Annotated in this window: 11 protein-coding genes; 9 read left to right on the forward strand and 2 right to left on the reverse strand. The window is 65.4% G+C overall.

Features of this window, described 5'->3' with window-relative positions:
- Positions 1–185 precede the first annotated feature (185 nt).
- Both ATO9_RS01955 and ATO9_RS01960 read right to left on the reverse strand, forming a co-directional pair.
- The gene (locus ATO9_RS01955) at positions 186–1,280 is read right to left on the reverse strand and encodes a sensor histidine kinase (protein ID WP_052418033.1); all 1,095 of its coding nucleotides are present in this window, start codon (positions 1,278–1,280) and stop codon (positions 186–188) included.
- A gap of 100 nt (positions 1,281–1,380) precedes the next feature.
- Positions 1,381–1,926: a LuxR C-terminal-related transcriptional regulator gene (locus ATO9_RS01960; RefSeq protein WP_043744315.1), complete on the reverse strand. Its 546-nt coding sequence runs from the start codon at positions 1,924–1,926 to the stop codon at positions 1,381–1,383.
- Positions 1,927–1,989: 63 nt separating this feature from the next.
- Here ATO9_RS01960 and ATO9_RS01965 point away from each other — a divergent pair, with 63 nt between their 5' ends.
- The 9 genes from ATO9_RS01965 (at position 1,990) to ATO9_RS02005 (ending at position 12,515) form a co-directional block, all read left to right on the forward strand.
- Positions 1,990–3,294, forward strand: coding sequence for an acetylornithine deacetylase/succinyl-diaminopimelate desuccinylase family protein (locus ATO9_RS01965; protein WP_043744317.1), 1,305 nt, complete (start codon positions 1,990–1,992; stop codon positions 3,292–3,294).
- A 26-nt stretch (positions 3,295–3,320) separates the two neighbouring features.
- Positions 3,321–4,802 carry an ABC transporter substrate-binding protein gene (locus ATO9_RS01970; RefSeq protein ID WP_043744320.1) on the forward strand — a complete coding sequence of 494 codons (1,482 nt, stop codon included), beginning with the start codon at positions 3,321–3,323 and terminating at the stop codon, positions 4,800–4,802.
- A gap of 272 nt (positions 4,803–5,074) precedes the next feature.
- Positions 5,075–6,022, forward strand: a complete 948-nt coding sequence (locus tag ATO9_RS01975) for an ABC transporter permease (RefSeq protein ID WP_043744322.1) — start codon at positions 5,075–5,077, stop codon at positions 6,020–6,022.
- Complete coding sequence (locus tag ATO9_RS01980; RefSeq protein WP_238318651.1) at positions 6,019–6,903, forward strand: ABC transporter permease; 885 nt, start codon at positions 6,019–6,021, stop codon at positions 6,901–6,903. Before ATO9_RS01975 ends, ATO9_RS01980 begins: the two co-directional genes overlap by 4 nt.
- Positions 6,900–8,495, forward strand: a complete 1,596-nt coding sequence (locus ATO9_RS01985) for an ABC transporter ATP-binding protein (RefSeq protein WP_043744325.1) — start codon at positions 6,900–6,902, stop codon at positions 8,493–8,495. The genes ATO9_RS01980 and ATO9_RS01985 overlap by 4 nt, the downstream gene beginning before the upstream one ends.
- Before the next feature lie 41 nt (positions 8,496–8,536).
- Positions 8,537–8,947: a hypothetical protein gene (locus tag ATO9_RS01990; protein WP_156127740.1), complete on the forward strand. Its 411-nt coding sequence runs from the start codon at positions 8,537–8,539 to the stop codon at positions 8,945–8,947.
- A gap of 11 nt (positions 8,948–8,958) precedes the next feature.
- A complete protein-coding gene (locus ATO9_RS01995; protein ID WP_043744330.1) occupies positions 8,959–10,407 on the forward strand; it encodes an aldehyde dehydrogenase family protein in 1,449 nt (482 codons plus the stop codon).
- 125 nt (positions 10,408–10,532) lie between these two features.
- Entirely contained in the window at positions 10,533–11,273 is a 741-nt protein-coding gene (locus tag ATO9_RS02000) for a glucose 1-dehydrogenase (RefSeq protein ID WP_043744333.1), read from the forward strand.
- Positions 11,274–11,336: 63 nt separating this feature from the next.
- Positions 11,337–12,515: an MFS transporter gene (locus ATO9_RS02005; protein ID WP_043744336.1), complete on the forward strand. Its 1,179-nt coding sequence runs from the start codon at positions 11,337–11,339 to the stop codon at positions 12,513–12,515.
- The last annotated feature ends 16 nt before the right edge of the window (positions 12,516–12,531 follow it).

Genomic DNA, 12,531 nt, shown 5'->3' on the forward strand with positions numbered 1-12,531 from the left:
CCGCTCAGGCCCGACGCGCCTCCCGCGCCGGTCCACAGACCGACGCTCCCCTGCTTCATCTTGCCGGAAATACTCCGGGGTTGCCGTCAAAGCGCAGCTTTGGCGGCAAGGGGCAGAGCCCCTTTCCACGGGTACAGCGGGCGGTCAGACCGGATCAATTGCCCTGCCGGGCCAGCCGGTCCCGCTCAGGAATTATCCTCGAGGTCGATCCGCACGCGTGTCCGGGTGCCGCCGGCATCGGCAGAGGTTTCCGCCACCCCGCCCAGCTGCTGGGCAGAGGCTTCGATGATCCGCAGGCCCAGCCCTTCGTGGCGCGGGCTGGCCAGGTCGATGCCGCGCCCGTTATCGGAACAGACCAGCCAGGCATGATCCGGACCGTCCTGCGCGATCTCGAACCGGATCACCCCGCCAACCTGCTCGTCGAAGGCATGCTTGTAGGCGTTCGAGGCGAACTCGTTCAGGATCACGCCAACCGCCGCGGCGCGGGACGAGGGCAGGGTGATCGGCGCCACGGCCGTTTCGATCCGGATGCCTTCGGGCGCGGTCTGTTGCAACAGGTCGGCGACCCGCGGCACGAAATCCGCCATCTGGATCGATCCATCCGAAGAGGACGTGTACAATTGCTGGTGCATCAGCGCGATCGTGTCGATCCGCCGCCGCACGAGGTCCAGCGCCTCGCGGGTTTCCTCCGACCCGGCCATGCGGGCCTGCACGCGGGTCAGCGCGGCGACCGATTGCAACGAATTCTTCACCCGGTGATCGACCTCGTGGCGCAGCAATTCAGCCTCTTCCACGGCGCGGCGCAGCTCCATCTGGGTGACGACTTGCCGGGCCAGCACGCGCAGCGTTTCGCGCTGCAGATCGTTCAGCTGGTTGGGCTTGGTGTCCAGGACGCAGAGCGTACCCAGGGCCAGCCCCTCCTGGTCGCGCAGCAGCGCCCCGGCATAGAAGCGCAGGTTGTCGTCGCCAGTGACCAGCGGGTTGTCGGCGGTGCGCGCATCGGCGCGGGTGTCGGGGATCTCGAGGAAGTCGTCCTGGGCGATCGCATGGGCACAGATCGCCTTCTCGATCGAGGTCTCCTCGGCGTCCATCCCGACCTTGGCCTTGAACCATTGCCGGTCCGCATCGACCAGCGAGATCAGAGAAATCGGCATCTCGCAGATACGCGAGGCCAGCGCGACCACGTCGTCAAAGGCCTGTTCCGGACCGGTATCCAGAATGGCCAGGTCCTCGAGGGCCTGCAGGCGAACCGCCTGGTTCTCGGGGAGGGGCGCTTTCATGCCATGGCTCCTGATTTCAGCGAAGGCAGTCATAGCCATCTTTTGCGGGCAGAGCCAATAGTCACAGTTTACACCTTATCGCGAAGTCACCCTTGTAGCGTCAAAATGCCGGCCCGGCCAAGCGGATGAGCAATTCCGCGGCATTGCGCGCCTTGAACCGGCGCAGCAGGCGGGCGCGGACATCTTCGACCGTTCGGGGGGACAATCCCAGCTCGCGCGCGATCTCCTTGCTGGTCAATCCGCGGGTCAGGCCCGCCACCACGGTGCGTTCCCGCGGGCTCAGCGCGCGGTCGGGGGCGGTATCGGGCAGCGGCGCAAAGGACATGACCAGCCGTGCCAGCGGATCCTCGGGCGTCAGCGTCCGCGCCCGGAACCGCACCAGCAGCTTGCCGCCATCGGTGCGCCGCAACAGCCGTTCGTCGGAATAATCCCGCCCCTCCCGCAGGGGCGTTAGCCCGATATCGCGGGTCGCGGCAAAGGCCCGTTCGCTGTCATAGAACAGCCGGAAGCTCTGTCCCGGCAGCGTCGCCCGGTCATGCCCCGTCATCGCCGCGAACCGTGCGTTGCAGGACCGGATCACCCGTGCCTCGGTCATCACGATGCCCACCGGCGCCATGTCGAAGGCCAGCGCATCCGCGTCATCCATCCCGGTCTCTCCCCGTGAAACTACGGTATTGATACCGTAAGGGCATCCTCGCATCCTGTCACCATGCCAGACACCGCTCTCACCGATCTCCAGACCCGCCTGTCGGACGAAATCGCCGCCCGCCGCGATGACCTGACCGCGCTCACCCAGGACCTGATCCGCATCCCGACGCTGAACCCGCCGGGCGAGAATTACCGCGAGATCTGCGACTTCCTTGACCGGCGCCTGCTGCGCTCGGGCTTTCATACCGAACTGATCCGCGCCGAGGGCTCCCCCGGTGACAGCGAAAAATACCCCCGCTGGAACATCGTTGCCCGCCGCGAGGGCAATCGCCCCGGCGAATGCGTGCATTTCAATTCCCATATCGACGTGGTCGATGTCGGCAAGGGCTGGACCACCGATCCCTTCGGCGGAGAGGTCAAGGACGGCAAGGTCTATGGCCGCGGCGCCTGCGACATGAAGGGGGGCCTCGCTGCCTCCATCGTCGCGGCCGAGGCCTTCCTGGCCGTGGTCCCCGACTGGCAGGGTGCGATCGAGATCTCGGGCACGGCGGACGAGGAATCCGGCGGCTTCGGCGGCGTCGCCTACCTGGCCGAAAAAGGGCATTTCGAACGGGTCGATCACGTCATCATCCCTGAACCGCTGAACGTGGACCGCATCTGCCTGGGTCATCGCGGCGTCTGGTGGGCGGAAATCGAAACCCATGGCGAGATCGCCCATGGCTCCATGCCCTTCCTCGGCGATTGCGCGGTGCGCCACATGGGCGCCGTCCTGCACGAGATGGAAGAGACGCTGTTCCCCGCGCTCGCCCGCAAGCGCACCGACATGCCGGTCGTGCCCGAAGGCGCGCGGCAATCGACGCTGAACATCAACTCGCTGCATGGCGGCCAGGCCGAGATCGCCAAGGACAGCACCGGCCTTCCCAGCCCCGTGGTCCCCGACAGCGCCCGCATGGTCATCGACCGGCGCTTCCTGATCGAGGAAGACATCGACGAGGTGCAGGGCGAAATCCGCGACGTCCTGGAACGAGTCCGCGCCAACCGCGAGAACTTTGCCTACGACATTCGCGAAATGCACCGCGTGCTGCCCACCATGACCGACCGGCAGGCGCCCGTCGTCACCACGGTCGAGGCGGCGATTCGCAAAACCCTCTCAAAAGACCCGGATTTCGTCGTTTCTCCGGGCACTTACGATCAGAAGCACATTGACCGGATCGGAAAGCTGAAAAATTGTATCGCCTATGGGCCTGGCATTCTGGACCTTGCCCACAAACCCGATGAATATGTCGGCATAGACGATATGGTGGCCTCGGCTCAGGTGATGGCACTTTCGCTTCTGTCACTGCTCGGGCCACCCCAAACCCCCTGAAGGGGGCAACAACAGGGAGTGGACAAATGACCCACATGCTCAAAACCACCAGCCTGGCCTCGGTCCTGGCGCTGACGGCCTCCATGGCCGTGGCCCAGCAGACGGACCTGACCATCGGCCTGCAGCTGGAACCGCCGCATCTCGACCCGACCTCCGCCGCGGCGGGGGCCATCGATTCGGTTCTCTACGCCAACGTCTTCGAAGGGCTGACCCGGTTTGGCCCCGACGGCTCCGTCGGGCCGGGCCTCGCCACCTCGTGGGAGATCTCCGAGGACGGGCTGACCTACACTTTCACCCTCGCCGAGGGCGTGAAGTTCCATGACGGCACCACCTTCGATGCCGAGGACGTCAAGTTCTCGCTCGACCGCGCCCGCGCCGAAGACAGCGCCAATGCGCAGAAGGCCCTCTTTGCCGGGATCTCCGAGGTCACGGTCGTCGACCCGCAGACCGTCGAAGTGACCCTCAGCGCGCCAGACGGCAACTTCCTGTTCAACCTCGCCTGGGGTGACGCGGTGATCGTCGCGCCGGAATCCATCGAGAACATCAAGACCACGCCGATCGGCACCGGGGCCTTCATGTTCGACAACTGGGTGCAGGGCGATCGGATCGACCTGGTCCGGAACGAGGAATACTGGGGCGCCCCCGCCTATCTGGACAGCGCGACATTCAAGTTCATCTCGGACCCGACCGCCGCCTTCGCCGCGATGATGGCCGAGGACCTCGACGCCTTCTACGCCTTCCCGGCGCCGGAAAACCTGCCGCAATTCGATGCCGATCCCCGCTTCAAGGTGATCGTCGGCTCGACCGAGGGCGAAACCATCCTGGCGATGAACAACAAGATGCCGCCCTTCGATGACGTCCGCGTCCGCGAAGCCGTGGCCCATGCCATCAACCGCCAGGAAATCATCGACGGTGCGCTCTTCGGCTATGGCTCGCCCATCGGCACCCATTTCGCGCCGCACCATCCCGACTATGTCGATCTGACCGATATCTCGGATTACGACCCCGAGAAATCCAAGGCGCTGCTGGAAGAGGCCGGGATCGAAACCCCGATCCAGGTCAAGATGACCCTGCCGCCGCCGTCCTATGCCCGTCGCGGGGGTGAAATCATCGCCGCGCAGCTGCGCCAGGTCGGTATCGAACCGCAGATCGAAAACGTCGAATGGGCTCAGTGGCTCGAAACGACCTTCCGCGGCAAGGATTACGGTCTGACCATCGTCAGCCATACCGAACCGCTCGACATCAACATCTACGCCCGGCCGGATTACTACTTCCAGTACGACAACCCGGACTTCCAGGCGCTGATGGAAAAGGTCGCGGTTGAATCCGACCCCGAGGCACGGTCCGAGATGTTCAAGACCGCCCAGACCACCATCGCCGAGGATTACGTCAACGCCTACCTGATGCAGCTGCCGCTGCTGACCGTGGCCAAGACGGGCCTCATGGGCCTCTGGCCGAATGCGCCGACGCAGGCGACCGATCTGACCGGCGTGACCTGGGAAGAATGACACTGACCCCGCCGAGCATATCCGCGACCCTTCGGGGGGCAGGCTTCGGCGGGGACCCTTCCGTTTCGGGCGGCGCGCTGCGCGCGTCGGCCGGACACCGGGCCCGGACGGGGCAGGGGCCGTTTCCGCGCCCCGCGCATCCGCGGCTCTCTCCGAATTTCCGTATCGCTCCGGCTCTCACCCGTGCTTTCGGCCATGCCGATCTCGCACCGACGCGATACCGACGCGATACCGACGTGATACCGACGTCCCGTTCGGTGCTTTAACGTCCCATGCTTCGCTACACGCTCACCCGCCTTCTGTCGCTCGCGATCAGCCTGATTGTCGCCTCCGTGGTGATCTTCCTGGCGATCGAGATCCTGCCCGGCGACCCGGCAGCCTTCATGCTTGGCGTGAACGCGCAGGAGGATACGCTGAACGCCCTGCGCGACCAGTTGGGACTCAACGGATCGCTGTGGGAACGCTACGCGTCCTGGGTCGGCGGCATGTTGTCGGGCGACTTCGGCACCTCCTATACCTACCGCACGCCGGTGGCCGAAATGATCGGCGAACGGCTCTGGATATCCTTGCCGCTGGCGCTCTATGCCCTTGCTTTATCGACATTAATCGCGTTCCCGGCCGGCATCTGGGCGGCGTCGAAACGCGGCTCTGCGGTGGATGTGACGGTGATGGGCGTAACCCAGTTGGGCGTCGCGATCCCGAACTTTTGGTTCGCCATGCTGATGGTCGTCGTCTTCGCCATCAACCTGCGTTGGTTCTCTGCCGGCGGCTTCCCCGGCTGGGACGAAGGCTTCTGGATTTCCATCAAGTCGCTGACCCTTCCGGCCATCGCGCTGGCATTGCCGCAGGCCTCCATCCTTGCGCGCGTCATGCGCTCCGCCCTGCTCGACACCCTGTCCGAGGATTTCGTCCGCACCGCCCGCGCCAAGGGCCTGTCCCGTCGCCAGGCCCTCCGCCGCCACGCCCTCCGCAATGCGCTGATCCCGGTTCTGACGATCATCGGGCTGCAGTTTTCCTTCCTGTTGGCGGGCGGCATCATCATCGAAAATGTCTTTTATCTTCCGGGGCTTGGCAGGCTGATCTTCCAGGCGATCTCGGCCCGTGACCTGATCGTGGTCGAGTCGGTGGTGATGCTCTTGGTTTTCGCCGTGGTCATCGTGAACTTCGCCGTGGAGATCGCCTATGCCCTCGTCGATCCGCGCCTGAGGCACCGCAGATGAGCGATCCCCGCACCGATACCCTGCCGCCCTCCGGCGCGCCCGTCCGGCTCTGGCACCTTGCGTTCCGGTCCCGCAACCTGGTGATCGGGCTGGCTCTGACGCTGGTCTTCGTGATCGGGGCTTTGCTGTCTTTCCTCTGGACGCCCTACGACATCACCGGGCTCGACATCGCCAACAAGATCAAGCCGCCATCGGCCCGTAACCTGTTGGGAACAGACCATTTTGGTCGCGATATCCTGTCGATGATCATGGTCGGCGCCCGCACCTCCATCGCCGTGGCGGTGGTTGCGGTCGGTATCGGCATGGTTTTCGGGGTACCCCTCGGCCTCTGGGCCGCAGCGCGCAAGGGATCGTTGCTGGACGAGGTCATCATGCGCGCCAATGACCTGGTTTTTGCCTTCCCGTCGCTGCTGATCGCGATCCTGATCACTGCGATCTTTGGTCCCTCCGCTGTCAACGCGATCATTGCCATCGGCATCTTCAACATCCCCGTCTTCGCCCGCCTTACCCGGTCCGGCGCGCTGTCGCTGTGGCAGCGCGACTTCATCCTGGCCGCCCGTGTCGCCGGCAAGAATTCCGCCCGGATCAGCGTCGAACATATCCTGCCCAACGTCACCAACCTGTTGATCGTGCAGGGAACAATCCAGTTCTCCCTCGGCATCCTGGCCGAGGCGGGGCTGTCCTATGTGGGTCTTGGCGCGCAGCCGCCGACGCCGTCCTGGGGCCGGATGCTAGCGGAAAGCCAGACCATGATCTCCTTCGCGCCGCACATGGCGCTGTTCCCGGGGCTTGCGATCCTGCTGACCGTGCTGGGGCTGAACCTGATGGGCGACGGGCTGCGTGACCTGTTCGACCCGAAACTGCAACGGTCCCGCACATGAGCCTGCTGAAGATCGACAACCTGTCCCTCGATATCCGGCGCGCCGCGATCCTGCGGGACGTGTCGCTGTCGGTCGATCCGGGGCAGATCGTCGGCGTGATCGGCGAAAGCGGGTCGGGCAAGTCGATGACCGCGTTTTCGGTGATGCAGCTGTTGCCCGAAGGGGCGCGGTGCACCGGGGCTATCTCTCTGTCCGGCCACGATATTCTCAGTCTCAGCGAGGCCGAGATGTGCAAGCTGCGCGGCAATGACGTCGGCATGGTCTTCCAGGAGCCGATGACGGCCCTGAACCCGATCCGCAATATCGGCGACCAGGTGGCCGAGACGATTCTGATCCATGAGGATGTCCCGAAATCCGAGGCGCTGGCCCGCGCCCGCGACGCCCTGAACCGCGTGGAATTGCCCGAGGATCGCTTCCCCCTGACCCGCTATCCGCACGAATTGTCGGGCGGCCAGCGCCAGAGGGTCGTCATCGCCATGGCCATCGCGTTGCGCCCCTCCCTGCTGATCGCGGATGAACCGACCACGGCGCTCGACGTGACGACTCAGGCGCAGATTCTCGACCTGCTGACCCGGCTGGTGCGCGAGGACGGGATGGGGATGCTGATGATCTCGCACGACCTTGCGGTCGTGGCGGACATGGCCGACGAGATCGTCATCATGCAGAAAGGCGAGGTGGTCGAACGTGGACCCTCGCCCGAGATTTTCGGCAACCTGCAGCATCCCTATTCGATTTCGCTGCTGGCGGCCTCGACCCATGCGCCAGACCGATCGGTCCAGTCCGTCGACGACCCGCTGCTGAGTGTCCGCGACGTCGTGCGAACCTACACCCTGCCGCGCAAGAAACTGTTCGCCGCGCCGGGGGTGGTCGAGGCGGTGCGCGGTGTCTCCTTCGATCTGAAGCGGGGCGAAAGCCTGGGTCTGGTCGGTGAGTCCGGTTGCGGGAAATCGACCCTGACCCGGGCCATTCTGGGGCTGGAAGAGGTGCAGGGCGGCGAGATCCTGTTCGATGGCGATCCGGTCTTCACCGGTCACAAGGCCAATCGCGATGTGCGCCGCCGGATGCAGGTCGTCTTCCAGGATCCCTATGGCAGCTTCAATCCGCGGCACCGGGTCGACCGGCTGGTCTGTGAACCCTTCCACCTGCTGGACGAGCCGCCCAAAGGCGCCGCGCGAGACGAGGCGATTGCCGAGGCGCTGACCTCGGTCGGGCTGACGCCCGAGGATCGGTTCAAATATATCCACGAATTTTCGGGCGGGCAGCGTCAGCGGATCGCCATTGCGCGCGCGCTGATGATCAAGCCCGAACTGATCATCCTGGACGAGGCCGTGTCGGCGCTGGACGTTCAGGTGCGGGCTCAAATCCTTGATCTGCTTGCCGATTTGTCCGCTCGGTTCGGGTTGTCCTACCTGTTCATCAGCCATGACCTGTCAGTGGTGCGGGTGATCACGGATCGCTGCCTGGTCATGAAATCGGGTGAAATCGTCGAACAGGGCGCGACCGAACAGGTCTTCGCCAATCCCCAGCATCCCTATACCCGGGAGCTGATTGCGGCGGCGCCCGATCTGCCTGATACGGCTGGGGCCGCGTGATGATTGCGCATGTCTCGATAGAGGCGGAGCAGCCGGAGTCGGTGGCCCGAACCCTCGCCCGCCTCATGGGCGGAGAGGCCTTGCCCTTCCCGCCATGCGACGGTGCCTGGATCGCCTTTGCGGCAGCCGATGACGGCACGGCGGTGGAGGTCTATCCGCAGGGGGCCAGGGTGATGCGCGGGCCGGAAACCATCGCGTTTGAACAGACCGAAGCGGCAGCAGGGCCGAGTGCGACCCATGTGGCGATCGGTTCGCCATTGAGCGCGGAAGAGATCATCGAGATCGGACAGGCTGAGGGCTGGACCACTCGGTCTACCGATCGCGGACCGTTTGGATGCATCGAGCTGTGGATCGAGGACCGGGTTCTGATCGAATTGCTCGATCCCGCGATGCAGGAAGATTACCGACGCAACATGACCGTCGCCGGATGGCGCGCCATGTTCGGCATGTAAGGAGATCAAGGATGTTGCAAGACCTCTGGTTCGATCCGGCGAAATGCCTGATCGGGGGCGAATGGGTCGCCCCGTCGGGCGGCGCCACGCTGCCCCTGTTCGACCCGTCCACGGGCGAGGAAATAGGCGCCATCGCGCGCGGTGGGGCTGCGGATATCGACGCGGCTGTTGCCTCGGCCACGGCGGCCTGGCAAGGCGCCTGGGGTCGCACCCCGGCAGCCGAGCGGGGGCGCATCCTGACCGCCCTAGGCCGGTTGGTCGCCGAAAAGGTCGACGTGCTGGCCCGGATCGAAGCCGCCGATGTGGGCAAGCCGCTGAAACAGGCGCGGGCCGATGCGCTGGCGCTGGCGCGCTACCTGGAATTCTACGGCGGTGCGGCGGACAAACTGCATGGCGATACGATCCCCTACCTGGACGGCTACACGGTCTACACGCTGCGCGAACCGCACGGGGTGACGGGCCATATCGTGCCGTGGAACTACCCGATGCAGATCATCGGCCGGTCCGTCGGGGCGGCGCTGGCCACCGGTAATGCCTGCGTGCTGAAACCGGCCGAGGATGCCTGCCTGACCGCCCTGGCCTTTGCCGATCTGGCGCGCCAGGTGGGACTGCCGGAAGGCGCGTTGAACGTGGTGCCCGGGCTTGGATCAGAGGCCGGTGCGGCCCTGACCGCGCATCCGGGCGTGCACCATATCTCTTTCACCGGTTCGGTGGCGACGGGGGCGATGGTGCAGGAAGCGGCGGCGCGCAACGTGGTGCCGGTGACGCTGGAACTGGGCGGGAAATCCCCGCAGATCGTCTTCGAGGATGCGGACCTTGAGGCGGCGCTCCCGTTCCTGGTCAATGCGGGGATCCAGAATTGCGGGCAGACCTGTTCGGCCTCGTCGCGCATCCTGGTGCAGCGGAAGCTCTATGAGCAATTGGCGGAATTCATGGGCGCGCGGTATGCCGCCCTGCGGGTCGGCCGGGCGGTGGATGACTTGGATGCGGGGCCGCTGATCTCGGCCAAACAGAAGGGCCTTGTCGAGGGCTTCCTGGCGCGTGGCGAGGGGCTTGAAATTGCCGGGCAGGCGCAGCTGGGCGATCTGCCGGATGGGGGCTATTACGTTGCGCCCACGCTGTTTTCCGGCGTCGCGCCGGATCATACGCTCGCCCAGGACGAGGTCTTTGGCCCCGTGCAGGTCATCATCCCATTCGATGACGAGGCGGAGGCGGTCCAGATCGCCAACGGCACCGATTACGGCCTGGTTGCCGGCGTCTGGACGCGGGACGGTGCCCGGCAGATGCGGATGGCCAAGGCGATCCGTGCGGGCCAGGTGTTCCTGAACAATTACGGGGCCGGTGGTGGCGTCGAACTGCCCTTCGGCGGCATCGGCAAATCCGGGCATGGCCGCGAGAAGGGCTTCGAGGCGCTTTATGGCTTCACCACGCTCAAGACGGTCGCGGCCTTCCATGGCTGAGGCGCATTTTCACCGGCGCCGCACGGCGTCACGGGCAGGGGGCGCATGCACGGCTCTGCGCTTTCCTGCTCTTGTAAATCCGGCGGTGCTGGAAAACAGTCGAGCCGGTCACGAGGGAGGACGAGATGAGATTGCAGGGTAAGACGGCCATCGTCACGGGCGCGGCCCAGGGCTTTGGCGAAGGGATCGCGCGCCGCTTTGCCGAAGAGGGCGCCAAGGTCATGATCGCGGATATCCAGGGCGATGCCGCCGCGAAGGTGGCCAAGGATATCGGCGGGATCGCCGCGCAGGTCGACGTGGCCGATGCGGCCAGCGTGAACGCCATGGTCGACAAGGCGAATGACGCCTGGGGCCAGGTCGATATCCTGGTCAACAATGCCGGCGTCACCCACCTGCCCAAGCCGATGGAGGATGTCAGCGAGGAAGAATTCGACCGCGTCCTGACGATCAACGCCAAATCCGTCTTCCTGACCGCCAAGGCGCTGGTGCCGGCGATGAAGGCGCGGGGCAGCGGGGCGATCCTGAACATCTCGTCCACGGCCGGGATCTCTCCGCGTCCGAACCTGAACTGGTATAACGCCTCCAAGGGCTGGATGATGACCGCGACCCAGGCGATGGCGATCGAGCTTGCGCCCTTCGGCGTACGGGTCAACGCGGTCAACCCGGTGGCCGGGGAAACCCCGCTGCTGCCGCAATTCATGGGCGAAGACACGCCGGAGATGCGGACGAAGTTCGTCTCGTCCATCCCGATGGGGCGCCTGTCCACCCCGCTGGATATCGCCAACGCAGCGCTGTACCTGTGTTCGGACGAGGCCGGCCTGGTCACCGGCATCTGCCTTCCCGTGGATGGCGGTCGCTGCATCTGAGCGGGCTGACACCGCCGTTTTCCATCGGCCCTGCGGGGCCGGTGCCTGTTCGGGAACACGCCGTTGCGCTTTGATTTCGTCCTGCTGATCCTCGCCTATGTGCTGAGCCAGTTCTTCCGGTCCTTCCTGCCGGTGCTGACCAATGTCCTGGACCGCGATATCGGGGCGGACCCGGCGGACCTGTCGCTGGCGGCGGGCATGTGGTTCCTGATCTTTGCCGCGATGCAGATCCCCGTGGGCTGGGCGCTGGACCGGATCGGGCCACGCCGCACGGCCGGGTGGCTGCTGTTGCTGGGCGGCGGCGGCGGATCGGCCCTGTTCGCGCTGGCCACCGCGCCCTGGCATATCGTCGTGGCCATGGGGCTGATCGGTGTCGGGTGTTCGCCGGTGCTGATGGCGTCCTACTACATCCTGGCGCGGGTCTTTCCGGCGGCCAAGTTCGCGACCTTCGCGGCGCTGATCCTGGCAGTCGGCCAGTCGGGCAACCTGGCGGGATCGCTGCCAATGGCGCTGGCGGTCGAAGCGATCGGGTGGCGCGGGTCGATGATCGTCATGGGGGTCTTCTGCGTGGCCATCGCGCTTGGCCTCTTCCGCTGGGTGATCGACCCGCCGCCGGTCGAGGGCGGGCCATCGGGCAGCCTTCTGGACGTGCTGAAGATCAAGGCGGTCTGGCCGATCTACTTGATGATGCTGGTGGCCTATGCGCCCTCGGGCGGGCTGCGTGGCCTGTGGTCGGGCCCGTATTTTGCCGAAGTCTTTGCGGCCGATGCGCGGCTGATCGGGATCGTCACCCTGCTGATGGGGTCGGCCATGATCGCCGGATCGCTGGTCTACGGGCCGGCGGACCGGCTGCTGGGCACCCGCAAATGGATCAACGTCGTTGCTGTCGGTGGGTCGGCCCTGTTCTGCCTGGCGCTGACGCTGCACGTGCCCGACAGCTTCTGGTTGGCGGTGGCATTGTTCTGCGGGGTCGGATTCATCCTGGGGAACTACCCGATGATCATGGCCCATGGGCGGGCGTTCTTTCCGCCGCACCTGGTCGGGCGTGGGGTCACGCTGATCAACCTGTGCGGCATCGGCGGTGCGGGGGTGGCGCAGATCATCACCGGGCGCATCTACGATGACGCGGTGATCGGCGCGGCTCAGCCCTCGGACCCGTTCCAGTCGATCTTTTTCTACTACACGATCACGCAGCTGATCGGCCTGTCGGTCTACCTGTTCGTGCGGGACCGCACGGACTGATCGAAACAGGTGCCTT

This window comes from Pseudooceanicola atlanticus (genome assembly GCF_000768315.1).
Taxonomy (GTDB): domain Bacteria; phylum Pseudomonadota; class Alphaproteobacteria; order Rhodobacterales; family Rhodobacteraceae; genus Pseudooceanicola; species Pseudooceanicola atlanticus.

What these genes read in the sequence shown, in the direction of transcription:
- ATO9_RS01955 (WP_052418033.1), bottom strand. Translation starts at nt 1,280, where the DNA reads ATGAAAGCGCCCCTCCCCGAGAACCAGGCGGTTCGCCTGCAGGCCCTC.
- ATO9_RS01960 (WP_043744315.1), bottom strand. Translation starts at nt 1,926, where the DNA reads ATGGATGACGCGGATGCGCTGGCCTTCGACATGGCGCCGGTGGGCATC.
- ATO9_RS01965 (WP_043744317.1), top strand. Translation starts at nt 1,990, where the DNA reads ATGCCAGACACCGCTCTCACCGATCTCCAGACCCGCCTGTCGGACGAA.
- ATO9_RS01970 (WP_043744320.1), top strand. Translation starts at nt 3,321, where the DNA reads ATGACCCACATGCTCAAAACCACCAGCCTGGCCTCGGTCCTGGCGCTG.
- ATO9_RS01975 (WP_043744322.1), top strand. Translation starts at nt 5,075, where the DNA reads ATGCTTCGCTACACGCTCACCCGCCTTCTGTCGCTCGCGATCAGCCTG.
- ATO9_RS01980 (WP_238318651.1), top strand. Translation starts at nt 6,019, where the DNA reads ATGAGCGATCCCCGCACCGATACCCTGCCGCCCTCCGGCGCGCCCGTC.
- ATO9_RS01985 (WP_043744325.1), top strand. Translation starts at nt 6,900, where the DNA reads ATGAGCCTGCTGAAGATCGACAACCTGTCCCTCGATATCCGGCGCGCC.
- ATO9_RS01995 (WP_043744330.1), top strand. Translation starts at nt 8,959, where the DNA reads ATGTTGCAAGACCTCTGGTTCGATCCGGCGAAATGCCTGATCGGGGGC.
- ATO9_RS02000 (WP_043744333.1), top strand. Translation starts at nt 10,533, where the DNA reads ATGAGATTGCAGGGTAAGACGGCCATCGTCACGGGCGCGGCCCAGGGC.